The organism is Amycolatopsis sp. MEPSY49, from assembly GCF_051337345.1.
Lineage (GTDB): Bacteria > Actinomycetota > Actinomycetes > Mycobacteriales > Pseudonocardiaceae > Amycolatopsis.
In genome coordinates this window covers 237,348-256,132 of sequence record NZ_JBDLYJ010000008.1, presented here as the reverse complement: position 1 = coordinate 256,132, position 18,785 = coordinate 237,348, and the positions used below count along the sequence as shown (strand labels likewise).

The window sequence follows — 18,785 nt, the reverse complement described above, 5'->3', positions numbered from 1 at the left end:
GCGCTGAACCGCGCCGCCGCGGGCGCCGTGTGCCGGAGTGGGAGTGTGGAGACAACACCGGGGTGAGCCGATATGCGGATCCGGAAAATACTGCTCGTCGTGCCGTTGCTGGTGCTGGACCTGGTCGCCTGCGGGCGGCCGGTGGCCGTGGTGAAGGTGGGCAAGGCGGTGCCGGTGCCCACGAGCACCGGCGTACCCGCCTGCACGTGGCTCGGGGACACGCCGGTGGCGCCGGAAGTGGTGCGGCTCTAGGAAATCCGGCGGACCGGTTCGCCGCCCAGCACGCAGTCCAGGTCGATCCGGCCGCCGGCCGCGGCGAGAACCGCGTCCACCGCGAGGTCGACGTCGAGCTTGCGGCCGTGCTGGTCGGCGTACGCGCGCATCAGGTTGCCGATGTGCCGTTCGGGGTTGCGCCAGTGCGGCCAGCGCAGCGACGCCTGGTTCGCCAGCCGCGTGAAGTCCGTCTGGCGCTCGGTCACCTCGAGCAGCCACTCGAGGTAGACGCGCATCGCGTGCAGCGCGCTGTGGCCCGGGGTCGCCACCGGGCCGTGGCCGGGCACGAGCGTCCGCGGGCGGAACGTGTCCTGCAGCCAGTCGAGGGCGCTGAGCCAGCCCGGGACCGAGCCGTGCACCGCCATCGGCGTGTCGCCGATGGAGACGAGGTCGCCGGTGAAGAGCGTGCCCGAGCGCGGCTCGTGCACCACGAGGTCGCCCGCGGTGTGCGCGACGCCGGGCACCGCGACCACGTCGGCGACCGCGTCGCCGAGGTCGAGCCGCTGCCAGCCGGGCACCGGCCGGACCACGGCCGGCTCCGGCGGTTCGAGCACGCCCCACTGGGTGTAGGTGAAGACGTTGCCGTAGGTCTGCGGCCCGGCCTTGACCTCCTCGACGCTGCCGGGGGCGGCCAGTGCCGTCCCGCCCTCGCGCAGCGCGACCCCGACGCCGTTGTGGTGCTCACCGTGCGCGTGCGTGACGACGACGGTCAGTTCCTGCTCTCCCGCGTACTTGCGGACGTCGCGCACCAGCTCCAGCGTCGCCTGCTCGGTGCCGCAGGTGTCGACCAGCACGACACCCTCGCTGCCCTGGATCCACCCGCTGTTGGAGACGAACCATTCGGCCGGGCTCTTCACGTACGCGACCACGCCCGGGCGCGCGTGCCGGAGCGGGACGATGTTCGAAGTGACGGCCGGCATGGTTCCTCCCCTGGACTGACGAAGCGGATAACGACGGGAGCGCGGGCAGGTTGCGGGGTTTTACCCCGAGATAACCCAGCGCTGGCCGGCCGCCGCCGAGCACGACCAGATCTGCAGGCGGGTGCCGTCGGCCGAGGCGCTCCCGGTCGCGTCGAGGCACTTGCCCGACTGCGGGTTCAGCAGCGTCCCGTCGGAGCGGGCCTGCCAGGTCTGCGCGCCCGTGGCGTTGCAGTCCCAGAGCTGGACGAGCGTACCGTCCGCGGTGCCGCTGTTCGAGACGTCGAGGCACTTGCCGAGGGCGCGGATGGTGCCGTTCTGCCTGGTCCAGCGCTGGGCGGGGGTGGTGTTGCAGGTCCAGAGCTGCACGGCCGTGCCGTTGGCGGTGCCGCTGTTGGACACGTCGACGCACTTGCCGCCGATCCCGGTGATCGTGCCGGCGGGGTAGGGCGTGCCGCTCGCGATGAGGTACGGCGCTCGTCGCGACGTTCCAGTGCGTCGCCAGGTAGCTGCCGGGCGCGGGGCTGGTGTTGAAGTAGTCGTCACCGAGGCAGTCGAACTGGTTCTCCGGCGCGCCGGGGCAGACCTTCACGAGGGTGCCGGGCGGGTTCGGCAGGCCGCCGTCGTCGTAGCACATGATGTCCTCGTCGTCCCAGCAGTGGCCGAAGGCGCTGGAGTGCGGCGCGCTGCCCTGGACGGCGCCGAGGGTGTGCAGCAGTTCGTGCCCGGTCGCCTGCCAGGACCAGCACCCGGTGCCGACGGTGGCGTAGTGCGGGCCGGCGTTGTAGGGGTTGCCCGAGCCGGGGCTGTCGTTGCCGCCGTTGCCGAAGGCGAGGCCGCAGCCGTCCTTGTCGTACCAGACGATGTACTTGCGGTCGGCGCGGTTGTAGCCCTGCGCCTTGATGGCGTTGGTGATGGTGTCGACGGTGGCCATGTCCGACTGGGCGATGGTCACGTTGTTCACGGTGGCGCGGCAGCTGGAGTCGGTGACGTACCGGACGTGCCGCACGCCGCCGCCGAGCCGGTACGCGGCTTCGACGAAACCGTCGTCGATCTGGCTCGCGAAAGTCTGGAACTGGCCGACGAACTGGCTGTAGCGGTCGGCCTGGGTGCTGCCGCGGACGTAGAGGGCTTGGACGCGCTTGCCGCTGGTGCCGTCGCCGTCGCAAACGGTGGACATTTTTGCGGCGGCTGACTGGTGACGCAGGTGGTCGGGGAGCTGCTCGGTGCCGTCACCCGCGGCGGCGGCCGAGGGGAGCAGCGAGGTGGCGATGAGGAGGGCGCCGCTGAGCGCGGCGAGACGCAGGGATCTCGCGGTCATGGGGGAGTTCCGCCTTTCCCGGTACGGCAGGGGACGAGAAGTGCGGTCTAGACCACTGAGGATGATAGGCGGGGCGTGAATGGGCTGTCACTGACAAGAGCGGACAGCTTGGGGTGAATCGCCCACGGCCGCCGCCCGCTGGACGTAGTGAATGACTCATTCATGTCGCCAGGCGACATGAATGAGTCATTCACGTCGTCTGGCGACCCGGCCTCTGCGGCATTTCGGTCGACCGATTGAAAATGATCTTCGTACCGATCATCGGTGCAGGTCTTGACAGTCGATCTCGTACGCCCATACTGGTATATACCTTTATGGGAGGGTCCGGGTAAATCCGAGGGGGGCTTCGCGCTCGCGGGCCGACGGAAGGTCTGAGGGGTCCTTCCGTCGGCCGCGCGAAGCCGTCGTTCGACACTGCCGGTCACGGACAGCGTTGACACAACTACTGGTACGAACCAGTATGGACGCTGCCGGCCGGGAGGAGACGCATGGCGGGGGTACACGTCCGGATCGACAACCGGCTGGTCCACGGGCAGGTCACCGTCGCGTGGACGCGGCGGCTCGGCGTGCGCCGGCTGGTCGTCTGCAACGACGACGTCGCCGCGGACGACCTGCAGCGGATGCTGCTTCCGCAGGCTGCTCGCGGGCTGCCCACCGACGTCCTCACCGTCGCCGAAACCCTTGAAGCAACGCTCGAGACCGACGTCATGATCCTCGCCAAGGATCCCGAAGACGCGTTCCGGCTGGTCGAGGGCGGCCTGAAGCCCGAAACCGTCAACGTCGGGAACGTCGCGCCGCGCCCGGGCACCGCCTACACCATGGTCACGCGCTCGATCGCGGTCACCGCGGACGAGGCCGACGCCTACCGCAAGCTCGCCGCCGCCGGCGTCCCGCTCGTCACGCAGCTCATGCCGCAGGACAAGCCCGCCGAATTCGTCCCGCTGCTCGACCGGAAAGGGCTTTAGCCCCGCATGCTCGTCGCGCTGGCCCTGACCCTCTGGGCGATCTACTGCACCTACGACGGGCTCGGCCCGTTCCTCATCTACGCCCAGCGCCCGCTCATCGCCGGCTCGGTCGCCGGGCTGATCGTCGGGCACCCGCTGCTCGGCCTGCTGATCGGCGCCACGCTGGAGCTGGCCGCCCTCGGTGTCTACACCTACGGCGGCGCGACCATTCCGGACTACCAGACCGGCGCCATCGTCGGCACCGCGCTGGCCGCGGGCGCCGCCGGCGACACGTCCGCGCAGGTCGCCATCGGGCTCGGCGTCGGGCTGCCCGCCGCCATCCTGCTCTCCGCGCTGGACCCGGTCGGCAAGATCATCACCACCGCACTGGTCCACCGGGCCGACGGGTACGCCGCCGACGGCAACGCCCGCGGCCTCGCGGTGATCCACTGGGTCAGCCTGGTGCCGTGGGCGGCGGTGCGCGCGATCCCGACGTTCCTCGCCGCGCTCGCCGCGTCCGGCGGCCTCGTCAAGGACATCACCGCGAGCATCCCCGCCGGGTTCGTGCAGGGCATGACGCTCGCCGGGTCGCTGCTGCCCGCCGTCGGGTTCGCGCTGCTGCTGGGCATGATGGAGCTCTCGCGGTACTGGTACCTGCTGCTCATCGGGTTCGTCGCGTTCGCCTACCTCCACGTGCCGCTGCTGGGCATCGCGCTGATCGGCGTCGCGGTCGCGATGCTGTTCGTGACGCTCAAGCGCGATGAACCGGCGATCGAGGTCCCGGAAAGCGCCGCCGAAGAGTCCACTGTGGACGCCCGGCTGACCAAGCAGGACCTGCGGCGGGTCTTCCGCCGGTACTTCTGGTCGAGCCAGATCTCCTGGAACTACGAACGGATGCAGGCCCTCGGGTTCGCGTACTCGATGGAACCGGCGCTGCGCCGGCTCTACCCGGAGAAGGCCGACTACGTCGCCGGCCTGCAGCGGCACCTCCAGTTCTTCAACACCTCCGTGCTCGTCGGCGGCCCGCTGATCCTCGGCTCCAGCGTCGCCCTCGAAGAGGCCGGCACGCCGAAGTCTGCGGCGAGCACCAAGGTCGCGCTGATGGGCCCGATGGCGGGCATCGGCGACACCGTCGTCTTCGCGCTGTACAACAGCATCGTCTTCACCATGGGCGCGTCCTGGGCGCTGCAGGGCAACTGGCTCGGCCCCGCCTTCGCCGCGGTGATGGTGCTCGTGCCCTACGCGCTGATCCGGCGCTGGCAGTTCGGGTTCGCCTACCGCGAAGGGAAACGGCTGGCCGGCCGCCTCGCCGCCGGCGCGCTCGCGCGCGTGGCGCAGGGGGCGACCGTGCTCGGGTTCGTCGTGCTCGGCGGCTTCATCCCGTCGATCGTCAAGGTCGTCACCACGCTGACCTACCGCCAGACCACGACGGTCCAGGGGCAGCCGGTGACGCAGGCCGTCGCGATCCAGGACCGGCTCGACGAGCTCGTCCCGTTCCTGCTGCCGGTCCTCGTCACCGCCGGGGTGTACCTGCTCACGGCCAAGGCCCGCCTGCGGCCCGTCTGGATCATCGCCATCGTCGTCGTCGCCGGGGTCATCCTGGGGTGGCTCGGCTGGTTCGCGCCGTCGGCCCCGGCAAAGGGTTAGGAGACACCGCCATGTCCGTCCCGATCGTCCTCGCCGGACACGGGCGGCTGCCCTCCGGCGTGGGGGAAGCCGCCGAAATGATCCTGGGGCCGCAGTCGCGGCTGAAGGTCTGCGAGCTGAGCCCGCACGACAGCCCGGAGGAGTTCGGCGTCCGGCTGCTCGCGCTGCTCGGCGGGGCAGGAGAGGCGCTCGTGCTCGCCGACCTGCACGGCGGCTCGCCGTTCAACGCCGTCCGCGCGCTCGCCGCCGTGCACCCGCGCCTCCAGCTGGTGTCCGGGCTCAACCTGCCGATGCTGCTGGAAGTCCTGCTGCACACGACCGACGACGTCACCGAGCTCGCCGGGGTGGCCCGCGCCGCCGGCCGCGACGGCGTCGTCGACGTCCTGGAATCGACCTGGTGACCGCCGCGCTCCTGCTGGCCGCGCAGGACGTCCGGATCACGCCGGGGCCCGGGCACCCGCTCGGCGGCTACCTGGCCCGGCACGGCGTCGCCACCGGCACGCACGACGACCTCGAGGCGTCGCTGATCTGGCTGTCCACCGAGGACGACCCGGGCGTGCTGTGGGTGGCGCTCGACGCGCTCGCGGTCGACGCCGGCCTCACCCGCACCCTGGCCGACGCCGTCGCCGCGGCGGTCGGCATCGACCCCGCGCGCGTGGTCCTCTGCGCGTCGCACACGCATTCCGGGCCCGAGGGCTGGACCGGCCCGCTGCACCCGGGGCTGCCGGGGCGGCGCGACGCCGGGCTGGTCGGCCGCATGGCGGAGACGGTCACCGGGGCGGCGCTGCGGCTGCGCGCGTGCCGGGGCCGCGTCCGGGCCCGCTGGCACGCGGGGTCGACCGAAGCCGTCGGCAGCAACCGCTACCGGCGCGACGGCCCGCACGACACGTCGTTCGGCGTGCTGGAGCTGCGCCGCGACGACGGTACGCCGGCCGCGCTGCTGTTCGACTACGCGAGCCACCCGACCGTGCTCGGGCCCGACAACCTCACGTGGTCGGCCGACTGGCCGGGCGCGACGCGGCGCGAGCTGGCGGCGCTGATCGGCCAGCCGGTCTCGGCGTTCCTGCAGGGCGCGGCGGGCGACGCGAGCTCCCGGTTCGTCCGGCGCGGGCGCGACCACGACGAAGTCCGCACGCTCGGCGGCCACCTGGCGACGTCGATCGCCCGGACACTGGCGGCGGCCTCATCGGGCGCGGAGACCGGCCCGGTCCGGCTGACGCGGTCGGCACTGCACCTGCCCTACCGCGATGTGCCGTCGCTGGAAGACAGCCTGGAGCTGCGGGAGTCGGCCGAGCGGGAGTGGCAGCGAGAGCTGGCGCACCACGGCGAGGACCACCCGGCCGTCCGGATCGCGCAGACGCGCTACGAGGGCTGCGCGATGCTGGCGGCGATGGCGGCCACCGACCGGCCGACGGGCTGCGCGGAGGTCCCGGTCAGCGTGGTATCGCTGGGGGAGATCGCCTGGCTGCACACGCCGTTCGAGCTGTTCGCGTCGCTGGGCCTGCGGATCCGCAAGGGCAGCCCGTTCCGCCACACGCGGGTGATCGGCTACTCCGACGGTTACCTGGGCTACCTGCCCGACGCGGACGGCCACCGCAACGGCGTGTACGAGTCGTACGTGACGCTGTTCGAGCCCGACGCGGGCGACAAGCTGGTGGAGCACTGCGTCAAGCTGCTGCGAGCTCATCAAGCGAGCTGACACGAGAACAGGCACCGACGAGGACCCAGACCCCCGCGCACCCCGATCCGAAGCCGTAGTCACAATGACGGCTTCGGGGTGCCGGAAGGGATACAAGAACCTCGCTCAGACCGGGCTGCGCCGCGCCTGCGTGAAGACGGTGTACCGGTCCGCGCGGTACAACGACCGACCGGCCTCGATAACACCACCGCTCTGATCGTGCAGCGTGCCTTCGATGATCAGGCACGGCTGGCTCGGCTCGATGCCGAGGAGTTCGGCGTCGCCGGTGTCCGGGAGGACCGCCGAAATCGCCGTGTCGTTCCACTCCGCCTGGACGCCCCAGCGCTCCTCGATCGTGCGGTGCAGGGACTGCGTCTCCCAGTCGAACAGCTCGATGCCCGGGAACCGGTCGACCGAGAGGTTGGTGCGCTCGACGGCGAACGGCTCGTCGTCGACGTACCGAAGCCGTTCCAGGTGGAACACGCGCGCGCCCGGGGGGACGTTGAGCCGGCCGGCGAGGCGGGGGAGCGCGGACTCGACCTCGGCGTGCAGCACCTTCGTCTTCGGGACGACGCCGCGTGCCTTCATGTCCTCGGTGAACGAGGTCAGCATGTCGATGTGCGCGACCTGGCGTTCGGCCGTGAACGTGGCGGTCCCGTGCTGGCGGTAGAGGACGCCGTCGGAGACCAGGCGGTTGATCTCCTGCCGCACGGTGCCGCGGGCGACGCCGAAGTGCTCGGCGAGGAACCGTTCGGACGGCATCAGCCGCCCGGGCCCCGCCTCGGTCGCGACGCTTTCCAGGATCTCGCGCAGCTGGTCGCCCTTGGGCCGCCCCGGCTGCAGCGCGTCCGGGAGCCGGAGATCGCTCGCGGGGACGTGTTTGGGACGGGGCATGGGTTCAGTATGTCGCGCCATCGGCCGGTGGGTAACACCGCTCATCCGGTGGCGCCGTGCCCGGAGTTCCCGGCCGGAGCAGCCCGGCCGCCGCCGGGAGGGGGAACCGGCTCAGCCCGTTGCCCGGCGGGCGAGGTCCGCCAGGAACCGTTCGGCCAGCGCCTCGCCCGTGACGTGCCCGACCGACCGGTAAAGCCCGCGGGCCTCGCGGGCCGTCCCGGCGGCCAGCATCGAGCGGCCGGCCGCGCCCTCGACCGCCGCCAGCCCGAGCAGGGCCTGGGCCTCCAGCAGCCGGTACCCGCCCGCGCGGGCCGCGTCCAACGCCGTTCGCGCGTGCTCGCCCGCCTCCGGGACCCGGCCGGCCGCCGCCAGCACCCACGCCAGCGTCGCCGACGCCTCCGCCAGCTGGCCCCGCAGCCCCGACTCCACCGCCAGCTGGCGGGCCTCCGAAAGCACCCGCTCCGCCAGCTCCAGGTCGCCGCCGGCTTCCGAGGCGCGGCCGAGGGCGATCAGCGCCGCCGCCTCCACCTGGCGGTCGCCGTCGCGGCGGACGTGGTCCAGGGCATCCTGCGCCGTCCGGGTCGCCGCCGCGTGGTCGCCGCGGGCGCCCTGCAACGCGCTCAACGCGTTGAGCGCGGTCGCCTCGCCGAAGCTCGAACCCAGTTCGCGGAACGCCGTCAGGGACCGCTCGGCCGCGTCGCCCGCCTCGTCGAACCGGCCCGTTTCCAGCAGCACCCACGCGAGGTCGGCGAGGTTCGCGGCTTCCCAGAACCGCAATTCCTTCCGGCGGCACAGCGCGACCGCCTCGCACAGGCAGTCTTCCGCCTGCTCCAGCCGGCCCAGCTGGCGGTAGTGGCAGCTCAGCGAGTTCAGCGCGAGCGCCTCGCCCGAGGAGTTCGCCAGCTCGCGGAACAGCTGGATCGCGCGCCGGCTGTGTTCGACGGCCTCCGACAGCCGGCCCGTCCACTCCAGCATCGAGCCCAGGTTCGCGACCGCCGTCGCTTCGCACTCGCGCCAGCCGCAGGCCCGGCTGGCCAGCACCGCCTTCTCCGAATGCCGGATGCCGGCCTCGTGCTGGCCCTCGCGGAAGTACGCGCCGCCGACGCTCAGGTGCACCAGCGCTTCGGCGGGCTGGGCGCCGTGGTCGCGCGCCGCGCGCAGCACGATCGGCGCCAGCTCCAGCCACTCCGCGCGGCGGCCGTGGTCGTGGAAGAAGCGCCGCAGCGCGTCGGCGAGGTACCACGCCGCCGGGTACGGCCCGCGCGTCGCCGCCAGCCGCAGCGCCGCCGCCAGGTTCGTCGCCTCGACGTCCAGCCAGGCCACGGCGGCCGCGGCGTCGGCGAACGCGACCGGGCTCGGCACCGCCGGGGCGTCTTCGCGAGGCAGCGTGACGATCCGCGCGCCCAGCAGGGCGACGGCGGCGTCGGCGGCCGCGCAGTAGCCGGTGAACAGCCGCTCCCACGCCTTTTCCCGCGCGATCTCGTCTTCGTCGGCGCCGACGCACCGCTCGGCGTAGCGCCGGGCGAGGTCGTGGAACCGGTAGCGGCGGGGCGCGTGCGCCTCGATGAGGTTCGCCGCGGTCAGCCCGCGCAGCCGCCGGGCCGCCTCCTCGGCCGGGACGTCCAGCAGGGCCGCCGCGGCGATCGCCGTGAAGTCGGCTCCGGGCACCAGCGCCAGCAGCCGGAACGCCTGCCGCAGCCCGGGCGGCAATGCCTGGTAGGACACCGAGAACGCCTTCGCGACGGCGCTTTCCTCGTCGCCGTCGAAGCCGAGCTGGGCCAGGGGGTCGCCGCGCAGCTCGTCGACCAGTTCGCCGAGGCTCGCGACCCCGGTGTTCGCCGCCGCGATCCGCAGCGCGAGCGGGTGGTGCCCGCAGAGCCGGGCCAGCTCGTCCGCCGCGTCCGGCTCGGCCGTGGCCCGCTCGCCGAGCAGCGCGGTGAGCAGCGCGCGCGAGTCGTCCTCGGGCAGCTGCGCGAGGCCCAGCGCCCGGGCGCCGGTGCGCGCGACGAACTCGTCGAGCCGGTGGCGGCTGGTCACCAGCACCCGGCCCGACGACGGCAGCAACGGCAGCACCTGCGCGGCGTCGCGGGCGTTGTCCAGCACGACGAGCGCCTGCCGGTCGGCCAGCAGCGAGCGGTAGAGCTTGCTCTGGTCGTCGATGCCCGGCGGCACGTCCCGCAGGTCGACGCCGAGGGTGCGCAGCAGCTGGGCGAGCGCGGCGGCGGGGGTGAGCGGCTCGTCGTCGGCGTCGAAGCCGCGCAGGTTGACGTACAGCTGGCCGTCGGGGAAGCGCGCCCGCGCGGTGTGCGCCCAGTGCACGGCCAGCGCGGTCTTGCCGACGCCGGCGGTGCCGGTGATCACCCAGACGTCCCCGGGCTCGTCGAGCGCGGCCAGCTCCGGCGCCCGGCCGGTGAACCCGCGGACGTCCAGCGGCAGCTCGGCGGGCCGCGGCACGACCGGGGCCGCGGCGGGCGCCGGCTCGCCTTCGCCGCGCAGGATCCGCAGGCGCAGGTCCTGCAGGGCCTGGCCGGGTTCGATGCCGAGCTCGTCGACGAGCAGCTCGTGCGCCCGCGCGTAGGTGTCGAGGGCTTCCGGCGTGCGGCCGCAGCGGTGCAGCGCGAGCATCAACGCGGCCCGCAGCCGCTCGCGGAACGGGTGCTCCTCGACGAGCCGGCGCAGCTCCCCGACGACTTCGCCGTGCCGGCCGGAAGCCAGTTCCTGCTCGTACAGCTCCTCGAGGACGACGAGCCGGCGTTCGGCCAGCGCCGGGCCTTCGTGCGCGGCCAGCGCTTCGCTCACCCCGCCGAGCGGGCTGCCGTCCCACAGCGCGAGCGCGGCGCGCAAGTGCGTGACGGCGGCCGGCCCGGACGTCGCCCTGGCCAGGGCGACCTCGTCGTCGAACACGTCGAGGTCGCGGTCGCCAGGCGCGACCTCCAGGACGTAACCGGGCGCGCGGCGGACGATCGCGTCGCGGCCGAGGAGCTTCCGCAGCTCCGAGATGTGCACCTGCAGCCGCCCGCGGACGCTCGGCGGCGCGTTCTCGCCCCAGGTCAGGTCGATGAGCCGGTCTTCGCTGACCACGCGGTTCGGGTTCAGCAGGAGAGCGGCCAGCACGGACGTCTGCTTCTGGCCACCGGGCCGGACGGCGCCCGTGTCGCCGAGGACCGTGACCGGTCCGAGCAGGCGGTAGCGCACGAGTAGCCCCCAGAAGGCCGACCGAAGCGGAACGGAAGTGCCATATCTGACCCTACTGTGCAGCTCGTTGCCGATCCGACCGCAGTCACGGCCATCGCTCCGCAGCAACGGTCGCGCGCCGCCGCGGGGCGGCCTGCTTTGGTCGGATCGGCAACGGCGGGGGAAGGGAAAAGGAGGCCGTGGGTGGACACCGACGAGGCCGAGCGGCTGCTGTTCGTCTGCTTCCCGGACGCGGGGGAGGCAGCCGGCCGGTACCGGGCGTGGCGCGATCCGCGGATCGCCGTGCACGTCGTCGAGCTGCCCGGCCGCGGCGAGCGCAGCGGGGAACACCCCTACCGGGACATGTGGCTGCTCGTCGAGGCCCTCGCGGCGGAGCTGGCGGCGGTCCTCGCCCGCCCGCACGTGCTGTTCGGCGCGGGGCTGGGCGCGCTGGTGGCCTACCGGCTGGCGCAGCGGCGGGTGGCCGCGGGACTGGGGGTCCCGCGGGCACTCGTCGTGGCGCACCAGGCGCCGCCGGACCGGGCCGCGCGGGTGGTGCCGGAGCAGGCGGCCCGCGCGGACGTCAGCCTGCTGGCCAGCGACGCCCACGTGCCGGTGGCGCCGCCGCTGCCGTGCCCGATCCGCGGCTTCGGCGAGCCGCACGCGATGGCGGGCTGGGGCGAGCACACGGAAGCGGGGTTCGTGCTCGCCCCCGCGCGCGAGCGGGACAGCGGCGCGCTGCTGCGCGACGCCGTCCTGCGCGCGGCCTACTTGGTTTCCGCGTTGGCCGTCCCGGGCTTGGGCGAGTCGCCGATGTAGGGACCGACGCCGATCGAGGGGCCGGGCTGCGGCGGGGTCTCGGCCGCCTGCGCGGCGGGCGCGAGGACGAGGACGGCCAGGAAGGCCGTACCGATGACGGCCTGGAGAACACGGGCTTTCATGTTTCGACTCCTCACGCTTCGGGATGCGGGTCGATCTTGCCCGAGGGAACTTCCAATCCGCTTCCCTTTGCTCCCGGTGGTCGTCCGCTCACCGGCCGTCCCTTGTGGAGGGAATCGCCGGGCTGCGACCATGCGTCGTCATGGGGAGTGACGACGCGAACACGATTCTGCGCATGGCGAGCCTCGCGACACCGATGGCGGTGCGGGTGGCGGTGACCCTCGGGCTACCGGACCGGTTGCGCCGGCCGGAGAACGTCGACCGGCTGGCGGAAGACCTCGGAGTGGCGTCGATTCCGCTCGGGCTGTTGCTCGGACACCTCGCGACGCTCGGGTTCTTCGAACGGACACCCGCCGGCTACCGAACCACGGAGTTCGGCGAAAACCTCTGCGGTGACAGCCTGACGACCGTCCTGCTGAACCTGGACACCGCCGGCGGGCGCGCCGAGCTGGCGTTCACCGAACTCCTGCACAGCGTCACCACCGGGCAAGCCGGCTACGACCGCCGGTACGGGCGGGACTTCTGGTCCGACCTCGCCGCGCACCCGCCGCTGCGGGAGTCCTTCGACCGGCAGATGGCGCACCGGCTGCGGGCCGGTGTCCCGCACCTCGCGGCCGGGTGCGACTGGGGCCGGTTCGCCACGTTCGTCGACGTCGGCGGTGGTCCCGGCACCGCGCTCGCGGGCATCCTCGCGGCGCACCCGTCGACGCGGGGCCGGCTGGTCGACCTCGACGTCACCGCGGCCGCCGCGACCTTCGCCGAGCACGGGCTCGAGGAACGGGCTTCGGTGCTGGAAGGGAGCTTCTTCGACCCGCTCCCGGCCGGGGCGGACGCCTACCTGCTGGTCGACATCCTGCACGACTGGGACGACGAGCACGCCCACCGCATCCTGGCCCGCTGCGTAGAGGCGGCCGCGCCGGACGGGCGGATCGTCGTAGTGGAGCCCGTCGGCGGGCGGCAGGCCAGGACTGACATGGACCTGGCCATGCTCGTGATCTTCGGCGGGCGGGAACGCCGCGTTGAAGAGTTCGAAGCCCTCGCGTCGGACCACGGGCTGGCGCTGGACTCCGTGACCGACGCGGGTGGCCGGTCGATCCTGGAGTTCCGAATTACATAAGCACTGTTACAGTTTTGCGGTGTCGCTGTCCCGTGCCTTCGTCGACCTGACTCCGCTGCGCGTCTCGCCGGCCTTCCGGCGGCTCTGGCTGGGCCGCGTCTTCTCCGGCTTCGGCTCGCAGATGACGCTCGTCGCCGTGATGTTCCAGGTCTGGGAGCAGACCCGGAGCACGGTCTGGACCGGGGTGGTCGGGCTCGCGCAGGCCCTGCCCGTGGTGGTGTTCGGGCTGCTCGCGGGCTCGCTCGCGGACCGCGTCGACCGGCGGAAGTTCGCGCTGGTCACCACCGCCGGGCAGGCGGTCTGCTCGGTCCTTCTTGCCGTGCAGGGGTTTCTGGGGGACGTGCCGGTGCTGCTCGTCCTGGGCCTGGTGGCCGTGCAGTCGTGCTTCGTCGCGGGCGGCGGGCCGGTGGCGCGCACGTTCGTCCCGCGGCTCCTGACGCCGGAGCAGCTGCCGGCCGGGCTGGCGCTGAACCGGATCGCGTTCCAGGGCGCGATGCTGCTCGGCCCGGCGCTGGGCGGGCTGCTGCTGGGCCGGTTCGGGGTCGGCGGCTGCTACGTCGTCGACGCGCTGACGTTCGCCATGGCGTTCTACGGCGTCTTCGGCCTCCCGCCGATGCGGCCCGGCGGCGAGCCCTCGCGGCCCGGGCTGCGCGGGGTGCTGGACGGGCTGGCGTTCCTGGTGCGCACGCCGGTCGTCCGGGGCGCGCTGCTGACCGACCTCGCGGCGACGGTCCTGTCGATGCCGATCAGCCTCTTCCCGCTGGTGAACGCCGAACGCTTCGCCGGCGACCCGCGGACGCTCGGCCTGTTCCTGTCGGCGATCGCGGTCGGCGGGGTGGCGGCGTCGGTGTTTTCGGGGACGTTCACCCGGCTGCCCCGGCCGGGTCTGGTGATGCTCGCCGGCTCGGCCGCGTGGGGCGGGGCGCTGGTGGTGTTCGGGCTCGCGCCGGACCCGTGGGTGGGCTTGGCGTGCCTGGTGCTGGCGGGCGCGGCGGACACGGTTTCGGTGGTGTCGCGCGGGGCGCTGGTGCAGCTCAACACGCCGGACGAGCTGCTGGGCCGGGTCGCGGCGGCGGAGCAGATCGTCGGCCAGGCCGGCCCGGACCTCGGCAACCTGCGGGGCGGCCTGGTGGCGGGGGTGACGTCGGGAACGGCCGCGCTGGTCAGCGGCGGCCTCTTGTGCGTGGTGGCGGTGACGCTGGTGGGCGCGGGAACGCCGGGGCTGCGCCGGTTCGCGACGCCGGCGAAGGCGGCCGTGGAGTAGCGGGTGCACAGCCGGACCCGAACTGTGCACGCGCGGTCACGCCGTGGTCTTCCGCCGCGCCCCGCCGCCAGGTAGTCCTTTCCCGACAACGCTTTCCTCTGTCCGGAAAGGACCGAAATGCTCAAACGCATCCGCGCGGCGGCACTGCTGGCCATCGCCGCTGCCGCCGTCACCGCCGCTCCCGCGCACGCGACCGTCCAAAGTGGAAGCGGCACGATCGGCGACCCCTGGGTGCCGACCCGGGCCGCGCACATCACCTGCCAGACCGCCACCCTCTTCGGCAACTACACCCCCGGCCAGGGCCACTCCGACCCGATCGCGACGCTCGTCCAGGGCAACTACATCGGCGTCCGGTACATCACCGCCGACCACTACTCGGCCGACGTCTTCTGGCACGGCACGAGCAAGTGGGGCTTCCTCCTCCGCGACTGCTTCACCTTGAACTGAAAGGGAAACGGATGAAACGCGCCCTGCTGACCACCGCCCTCGCCGCCGCGGCGGCGATCACCTTCACGCCCGCCGCGAGCGCCGGGACCGTGCACGAGATCTGCGCCCAGGACCTCTACGTCCGGACGCAGCCCGCCGGCGTCATCATCGGCACCCTCTACCGCGGCGACCACTTCGAGCTGTCGCGGTACTCGCCCAGCGGCGACTGGGCCGAGGGCTACGCCATGGGCCACGTGAACCAGCGCGGCTGGATCCAGGCCGGCTGGTTCTGCTGACCGCTCAGGGCACCTTGAGCGACAGCACGTCCGGCACCGTGACGCGCTGGCCGTAGAGGTTCGCGCTGCCGCCGATCGCGAGGACCCGGTGCGGGGCGCCGGCCGCGCAGACCAGCGACGACCGGCCGTAGGGGAGCAGGGTGCCCGGCAGGTGCCAGAACCCGGTGCCCAGGTCGAGGATCTCGGTCGTGCGGTCGCGCGCGGTCGGGTCCCCGGCCGCCGGGCCGCCGCCGACGACCACGATCCGGTCGCCGAGGGCCGCCACGCCCGGCAGCGCGCGCCGCTTGTGCATCGAGGCCACCGGCTCCCAGGTGTCCGTTTCCGGCGAGTACCGCTCGACCGAGTCGAGCACGTCCTGCAGCCGGCTGGACAGCCCGCCGATGGCGTACAGCCCGCCGCCGGCGGCGACGAGCCGGAAGCGGGCCCGCGGCGTGAGCATCGGGGCCACCGGCACCCAGTGCGGCCGGTCGTCCCGCGGGTCGAGGACGAGGACGGCGTCCGTGGCGTGCTCTTCCGCGTCGGTGTCCCCGACCACGCCGCCCGCGAGGTAGAGCCGGTGGCCGAGCCCGGCCGCGGCGGCCGCCGCCAGCGGCACCGGCAGGGCCGGCGCCGGGCTCCACTCGTCGAGTTCCGGGTCGTAGCGGTCGACCGCGTCGACGCTCGCGTCGCCCGGCCCGATCCCGCCCGCGACGTAGACGAAGCCGTCCACCACGCCGGCCGCGTGGTTGCCCCGCGGGAACGGCATCGGGCTGACGTAGTGCCACTCGCCGCTGCCGGTCAGCTTGCGGGTCTCCACCGAGCTGTAGCCGACGTTCCCGTCCGTGCCGCCGAGCACGAAGACGTCGTCGCCGACGGTCGCCACCTCGTGGGCGAACCGGGGCGAGAGCATCGGCGGCCGGTACTTCCAGGATTCGTTCATCGTTTCCACCCCTCTTTTTTCGCGCCCAGAGTCTCCGTGGTGGCCCCTTCTGTTACGACGGATTCGATTTCCGTTATTCGCGCCGCGGCCGGTTATCCGTTTTCGGATGGCTCGGCCGGGAGGAACGCCGCTGACGATCATCCGTTGCAGTGGGCTGGGCCGGATGGCGGACATCGATCACGCTGTGTGCCGGTTTTTCGTTGGTTTGTTTCCGATGGTGATCATCGGCGCGGTATTTCTCGGCAACGTGTTTGCGGTCCGGGAAATCGTCATCTACAGTCCGGCGATCAACGGCTTTCACGCCGGAATCCGTGGTCCCCGTGGTTCTTTTCCGAGGAGTGTCATGCGCAAACGCGCCTCGACCCGCCGGTTCGCCGTGCTCGCGCTCGTCCTCGCACTCGTGAGTGCGTGCAGCCAGCGGACCGCCTCCGGCGGCGCCGTCGAGAAGTCGTCGATCCGGGTCGCGGTCTTCGCCACCGTCGACCTCGCCACGTTCTGGCTGGCACAGGAAGGTGGCTACTTCAAGGCGGAGGGCCTCGACGTGCAGGCCGACACCGCCGCCAGCGGGCAGGAGTCCCTCACCCGCATGACGGGCGGCCAGGCCGACCTCGCGCTGTCGACCTACACCCTGTTTTTCCTGGCGAAGAACAACGGCACCGACGTCAAGCTGGTCACCGACGCGACCTCGGCCAGCCCGCGCAGCAACGAGCTGGTCACCGTGCCCAACTCGCCGGTGAAGTCGGTGGGCGACCTGAACGGCAAGCGGATCGCCATCAGCTCGAAGAACGCCGCGTCGGACGTGCTGACCCGGTCGGTGATGCGCGACCACGGCGTCGCGTTCGACAAGGTGCAGTGGGTCCCGATGCCGCTGCCGGAGATGGGGGCCGCGCTGGCGCAGGGCCGCGTCGACGCCGCCTACCAGCCGGAGCCGTTCCTCACCCAGGCCGCCAAGACGGCCGGGGCGTTCCCGGTCATCGACGCCGCGAGCGGCAGCACGCAGGCCTTCCCGCTCACCGGCTTCGGCGCCACCGGCAAGTGGGTCCAGGACCACCCGAAGACGATGCTCGCGTTCCAGCGCGCGATGCTCAACGCCACGCGCGCGGCGGTCGACCGGGGCCGGATCGAGCCGCTCGTCGTCCGCAACGCCCACGTGGACCAGGACATCGCGAGCCTGATGGTGATGCCGGCGTTCGGGTCCACTCTGGATGCCCGCCGCATCCAGCGCGTGCCGGACCTGCTGCAGCAGCTGGGCGTCGTCCAGACGAAGCTCGACGCCTCCTCGATGATCACGCCGCAGGCCAGCACGGGCTGATCCCGGCACGACCGGAAGCAAAGGGCGGGTGCGCTGAAGAGCGCTCCCGCCCTTTTCGTGTGGATTCGTGCCTTGACACGACCGGCGCCGCCCTCCACCCTCTTCATACCGACCGCGCGGTACGGCACAGTCCACATAGTGGGACGAAGACAGGAGAGTCGATGAAGACCCTTCCCGGCGAGGACCTGCTCGTGGTCGACGGCCTCACCGTCCGGTTCGGCGGGCTCACCGCGCTCCACGACGTCCGGCTGAGCGTCGAGGCCGGCACGGTCGTCGGCGTCATCGGGCCCAACGGCGCCGGGAAGACCACGCTCTTCAACGTCATCTGCGGGTTCGTCCGGCCGCAGTCCGGCCGCGTGGTCTGGCGCGGCGAGCCCCTCGTGCGGCACCGCCCCGAACACCTCGCGGGCCTCGGGATCGTCCGGACCCTGCAGGGCCTCGGCCTGTTCGCCGGGCTGACCGTGCTCGAGAACGTGATGGCCGGCGCGGGCCGCCACGCCCGCACCGGCGCCCTCCCCGCGCTCGTCGGCGCCGGCCGCTCGGCGCGCGACGAAGCAGGCCTGGCCGCCCGGGCCCGCGCCACGCTCGGCGAGCTCGGGATCGCCGACCTCGCCGACCGGCTGCCCGGCGTCCTGCCCTACGGCGTGCGAAAACGCGTCGCCCTCGCCCGGGCGCTGGTGGCCGAGCCCGACCTGCTGCTGCTCGACGAACCCGCGAGCGGGCTGTCGTCGGCCGAGCTCGCCGAGCTGTCGACGCTGATCCGGTCGCTGCGGCGGCAGATGGCGGTCGTGCTCGTCGAGCACCACATGGACCTCGTGATGGAGGTGTGCGACCGGGTCGTGGTGCTCAACTTCGGCGAGGTGATCGCGGCGGGCACGCCGGCCGAGATCCAGGCCGATCCCCGCGTGGCCGAGGCCTACCTCGGCGACCCCGCCGAGGAGGCACCGAGTGCTTGAGATCGACGAGCTTTCCGTGGCCTACGGCGCCGTCCGCGCGCTCGACGGCGTCGGCATCGAGGTCGAGCGGGGCGGGATCACCGCCGTGCTCGGGGCGAACGGCGCCGGCAAGACGACGCTGCTGCGCACGATCAGCGGCCTGCAGCCCGCCCGCGGCGGCCGGATCGCCTGGGACGGCCGGGAACTGACCGGGCTCGCCCCCGACCGGATCGCGCGCGGCGGGGTCGCGCACGTGCCCGAGGGCGGCGGCGTCATCACCGAGCTGACCGTCGACGAGAACCTCCGGCTGGGCGCGCTGTGGCGGCGGGACCGAGCCGACCGCGCGGCCGCCCGCAAGGAGGTCTACGAGCTCTTCCCGCCGCTGGAAGAACGTTCGGCGAAACCCGCGTCGACGCTGTCCGGCGGCGAGCGGCAGATGCTGGCCATCGGCCGCGCGCTGATGAGCCGGCCGTCCCTGCTGCTGCTCGACGAACCCTCGCTCGGCCTCGCGCCGCTGATCACCGCCCGGATCATGGGGATCCTGCGCGACCTGCGGGCCTCGACCGGGCTCACCGTCGTGCTCGTCGAGCAGAACGCGCACTCCGCGCTGTCCATCGCCGACCGCGGCTACGTCCTGGCGCTGGGCCGGGTCGTCGCCGTCGACACCGCGGCCGCACTCCTGGCCGACGACGGCCTCCGCCACGCCTACCTCGGTTTCTGAGCAACCAC

At 72.9% G+C, this 18,785-nt stretch carries 22 protein-coding genes; 15 read left to right on the top strand and 7 right to left on the bottom strand.

All coding sequences use genetic code 11. The annotated features are described in order from the left end of the window. Positions 1 to 72 precede the first annotated feature (72 nt). The gene (locus ABFJ78_RS32305; protein ID WP_436390437.1) at positions 73 to 252 is read left to right on the top strand and encodes a hypothetical protein; all 180 of its coding nucleotides are present in this window, start codon (positions 73 to 75) and stop codon (positions 250 to 252) included. On the opposite strand, the gene ABFJ78_RS32300 is transcribed toward ABFJ78_RS32305, so the two are convergent. After that, on the bottom strand, positions 249 to 1,193 hold the full coding sequence (locus ABFJ78_RS32300) for an MBL fold metallo-hydrolase (RefSeq protein WP_436390435.1): 945 nt from the start codon (positions 1,191 to 1,193) through the stop codon (positions 249 to 251). The genes ABFJ78_RS32305 and ABFJ78_RS32300 overlap by 4 nt on opposite strands. 60 nt (positions 1,194 to 1,253) lie before the next feature. Further along, positions 1,254 to 1,736 carry an RICIN domain-containing protein gene (locus ABFJ78_RS32295; RefSeq protein WP_436390433.1) on the bottom strand — a complete coding sequence of 161 codons (483 nt, stop codon included), beginning with the start codon at positions 1,734 to 1,736 and terminating at the stop codon, positions 1,254 to 1,256. 92 nt (positions 1,737 to 1,828) lie between these two features. Here ABFJ78_RS32295 and ABFJ78_RS32290 point away from each other — a divergent pair, with 92 nt between their 5' ends. The 6 genes from ABFJ78_RS32290 (at position 1,829) to ABFJ78_RS32265 (ending at position 6,801) form a co-directional block, all read left to right on the top strand. After that, positions 1,829 to 1,960 carry a hypothetical protein gene (locus ABFJ78_RS32290; RefSeq protein ID WP_436390431.1) on the top strand — a complete coding sequence of 44 codons (132 nt, stop codon included), beginning with the start codon at positions 1,829 to 1,831 and terminating at the stop codon, positions 1,958 to 1,960. A gap of 132 nt (positions 1,961 to 2,092) precedes the next feature. Next, on the top strand, positions 2,093 to 2,287 hold the full coding sequence (locus tag ABFJ78_RS32285) for a hypothetical protein (protein WP_436390430.1): 195 nt from the start codon (positions 2,093 to 2,095) through the stop codon (positions 2,285 to 2,287). Positions 2,288 to 2,999: 712 nt separating this feature from the next. Beyond that, positions 3,000 to 3,476 (top strand): PTS sugar transporter subunit IIB, encoded by a 477-nt coding sequence (locus tag ABFJ78_RS32280; protein WP_436390429.1) that lies wholly within the window; start codon positions 3,000 to 3,002, stop codon positions 3,474 to 3,476. Positions 3,477 to 3,482: 6 nt separating this feature from the next. After that, positions 3,483 to 5,102 (top strand): PTS system mannose/fructose/sorbose family transporter subunit IID, encoded by a 1,620-nt coding sequence (locus ABFJ78_RS32275; protein WP_436390428.1) that lies wholly within the window; start codon positions 3,483 to 3,485, stop codon positions 5,100 to 5,102. Positions 5,103 to 5,113: 11 nt separating this feature from the next. Beyond that, positions 5,114 to 5,503 (top strand): PTS sugar transporter subunit IIA, encoded by a 390-nt coding sequence (locus ABFJ78_RS32270; protein WP_436390427.1) that lies wholly within the window; start codon positions 5,114 to 5,116, stop codon positions 5,501 to 5,503. Next, entirely contained in the window at positions 5,500 to 6,801 is a 1,302-nt protein-coding gene (locus ABFJ78_RS32265) for a hypothetical protein (RefSeq protein WP_436390426.1), read from the top strand. Before ABFJ78_RS32270 ends, ABFJ78_RS32265 begins: the two co-directional genes overlap by 4 nt. 105 nt (positions 6,802 to 6,906) lie before the next feature. Here ABFJ78_RS32265 and ABFJ78_RS32260 read toward each other — a convergent pair whose 3' ends face one another. Beyond that, positions 6,907 to 7,674, bottom strand: coding sequence for a GntR family transcriptional regulator (locus tag ABFJ78_RS32260; RefSeq protein WP_436390424.1), 768 nt, complete (start codon positions 7,672 to 7,674; stop codon positions 6,907 to 6,909). 111 nt (positions 7,675 to 7,785) lie between these two features. Continuing rightward, the gene (locus ABFJ78_RS32255; RefSeq protein ID WP_436390422.1) at positions 7,786 to 10,869 is read right to left on the bottom strand and encodes a BTAD domain-containing putative transcriptional regulator; all 3,084 of its coding nucleotides are present in this window, start codon (positions 10,867 to 10,869) and stop codon (positions 7,786 to 7,788) included. Positions 10,870 to 11,052: 183 nt separating this feature from the next. On the opposite strand from ABFJ78_RS32255, the gene ABFJ78_RS32250 reads away from it, so the two are divergent. Next, on the top strand, positions 11,053 to 11,667 hold the full coding sequence (locus ABFJ78_RS32250) for a thioesterase II family protein (protein ID WP_436390420.1): 615 nt from the start codon (positions 11,053 to 11,055) through the stop codon (positions 11,665 to 11,667). Here the strand turns inward: ABFJ78_RS32250 and ABFJ78_RS32245 are convergent. Continuing rightward, positions 11,616 to 11,789, bottom strand: a complete 174-nt coding sequence (locus ABFJ78_RS32245; RefSeq protein ID WP_400884729.1) for a hypothetical protein — start codon at positions 11,787 to 11,789, stop codon at positions 11,616 to 11,618. The two genes, ABFJ78_RS32250 and ABFJ78_RS32245, sit on opposite strands and share 52 nt — an antisense overlap. 140 nt (positions 11,790 to 11,929) lie before the next feature. On the opposite strand from ABFJ78_RS32245, the gene ABFJ78_RS32240 reads away from it, so the two are divergent. The 4 genes from ABFJ78_RS32240 (at position 11,930) to ABFJ78_RS32225 (ending at position 14,890) form a co-directional block, all read left to right on the top strand. Further along, on the top strand, positions 11,930 to 12,904 hold the full coding sequence (locus tag ABFJ78_RS32240; RefSeq protein WP_436390418.1) for a methyltransferase: 975 nt from the start codon (positions 11,930 to 11,932) through the stop codon (positions 12,902 to 12,904). Between the two features lie 19 nt (positions 12,905 to 12,923). Beyond that, the gene (locus ABFJ78_RS32235; protein WP_436390416.1) at positions 12,924 to 14,168 is read left to right on the top strand and encodes an MFS transporter; all 1,245 of its coding nucleotides are present in this window, start codon (positions 12,924 to 12,926) and stop codon (positions 14,166 to 14,168) included. A 117-nt stretch (positions 14,169 to 14,285) separates the two neighbouring features. Further along, positions 14,286 to 14,615, top strand: coding sequence for a hypothetical protein (locus ABFJ78_RS32230; RefSeq protein WP_436390414.1), 330 nt, complete (start codon positions 14,286 to 14,288; stop codon positions 14,613 to 14,615). Positions 14,616 to 14,626: 11 nt separating this feature from the next. Continuing rightward, positions 14,627 to 14,890: a hypothetical protein gene (locus ABFJ78_RS32225; protein ID WP_436390412.1), complete on the top strand. Its 264-nt coding sequence runs from the start codon at positions 14,627 to 14,629 to the stop codon at positions 14,888 to 14,890. Positions 14,891 to 14,894: 4 nt separating this feature from the next. Here ABFJ78_RS32225 and ABFJ78_RS32220 read toward each other — a convergent pair whose 3' ends face one another. Together ABFJ78_RS32220 and ABFJ78_RS32215 are read right to left on the bottom strand one after the other, a co-directional pair. Continuing rightward, positions 14,895 to 15,809: a Kelch repeat-containing protein gene (locus tag ABFJ78_RS32220; RefSeq protein WP_436390411.1), complete on the bottom strand. Its 915-nt coding sequence runs from the start codon at positions 15,807 to 15,809 to the stop codon at positions 14,895 to 14,897. Positions 15,810 to 15,882: 73 nt separating this feature from the next. Next, positions 15,883 to 16,110, bottom strand: a complete 228-nt coding sequence (locus tag ABFJ78_RS32215; protein WP_436390409.1) for a hypothetical protein — start codon at positions 16,108 to 16,110, stop codon at positions 15,883 to 15,885. Between the two features lie 42 nt (positions 16,111 to 16,152). Between ABFJ78_RS32215 and ABFJ78_RS32210 the strand changes: the two genes are divergently transcribed. The 3 genes from ABFJ78_RS32210 (at position 16,153) to ABFJ78_RS32200 (ending at position 18,777) form a co-directional block, all read left to right on the top strand. Next, positions 16,153 to 17,121: an ABC transporter substrate-binding protein gene (locus tag ABFJ78_RS32210; RefSeq protein ID WP_436390407.1), complete on the top strand. Its 969-nt coding sequence runs from the start codon at positions 16,153 to 16,155 to the stop codon at positions 17,119 to 17,121. A 161-nt stretch (positions 17,122 to 17,282) separates the two neighbouring features. Continuing rightward, positions 17,283 to 18,077: an ABC transporter ATP-binding protein gene (locus ABFJ78_RS32205; RefSeq protein WP_436390405.1), complete on the top strand. Its 795-nt coding sequence runs from the start codon at positions 17,283 to 17,285 to the stop codon at positions 18,075 to 18,077. After that, positions 18,070 to 18,777, top strand: a complete 708-nt coding sequence (locus ABFJ78_RS32200) for an ABC transporter ATP-binding protein (protein ID WP_436390403.1) — start codon at positions 18,070 to 18,072, stop codon at positions 18,775 to 18,777. Before ABFJ78_RS32205 ends, ABFJ78_RS32200 begins: the two co-directional genes overlap by 8 nt. The last annotated feature ends 8 nt before the right edge of the window (positions 18,778 to 18,785 follow it).

Bases quoted from the DNA above. Each gene is read 5' to 3' on its own strand.
- ABFJ78_RS32305 (WP_436390437.1), top strand. From the start codon at position 73: ATGCGGATCCGGAAAATACTGCTCGTCGTGCCGTTGCTGGTGCTGGAC.
- ABFJ78_RS32300 (WP_436390435.1), bottom strand. From the start codon at position 1,193: ATGCCGGCCGTCACTTCGAACATCGTCCCGCTCCGGCACGCGCGCCCG.
- ABFJ78_RS32290 (WP_436390431.1), top strand. From the start codon at position 1,829: ATGTCCTCGTCGTCCCAGCAGTGGCCGAAGGCGCTGGAGTGCGGCGCG.
- ABFJ78_RS32285 (WP_436390430.1), top strand. From the start codon at position 2,093: ATGGCGTTGGTGATGGTGTCGACGGTGGCCATGTCCGACTGGGCGATG.
- ABFJ78_RS32280 (WP_436390429.1), top strand. From the start codon at position 3,000: ATGGCGGGGGTACACGTCCGGATCGACAACCGGCTGGTCCACGGGCAG.
- ABFJ78_RS32275 (WP_436390428.1), top strand. From the start codon at position 3,483: ATGCTCGTCGCGCTGGCCCTGACCCTCTGGGCGATCTACTGCACCTAC.
- ABFJ78_RS32270 (WP_436390427.1), top strand. From the start codon at position 5,114: ATGTCCGTCCCGATCGTCCTCGCCGGACACGGGCGGCTGCCCTCCGGC.
- ABFJ78_RS32260 (WP_436390424.1), bottom strand. From the start codon at position 7,674: ATGCCCCGTCCCAAACACGTCCCCGCGAGCGATCTCCGGCTCCCGGAC.
- ABFJ78_RS32245 (WP_400884729.1), bottom strand. From the start codon at position 11,789: ATGAAAGCCCGTGTTCTCCAGGCCGTCATCGGTACGGCCTTCCTGGCC.
- ABFJ78_RS32240 (WP_436390418.1), top strand. From the start codon at position 11,930: ATGGGGAGTGACGACGCGAACACGATTCTGCGCATGGCGAGCCTCGCG.
- ABFJ78_RS32230 (WP_436390414.1), top strand. From the start codon at position 14,286: ATGCTCAAACGCATCCGCGCGGCGGCACTGCTGGCCATCGCCGCTGCC.
- ABFJ78_RS32225 (WP_436390412.1), top strand. From the start codon at position 14,627: ATGAAACGCGCCCTGCTGACCACCGCCCTCGCCGCCGCGGCGGCGATC.
- ABFJ78_RS32220 (WP_436390411.1), bottom strand. From the start codon at position 15,809: ATGAACGAATCCTGGAAGTACCGGCCGCCGATGCTCTCGCCCCGGTTC.
- ABFJ78_RS32210 (WP_436390407.1), top strand. From the start codon at position 16,153: ATGCGCAAACGCGCCTCGACCCGCCGGTTCGCCGTGCTCGCGCTCGTC.
- ABFJ78_RS32205 (WP_436390405.1), top strand. From the start codon at position 17,283: ATGAAGACCCTTCCCGGCGAGGACCTGCTCGTGGTCGACGGCCTCACC.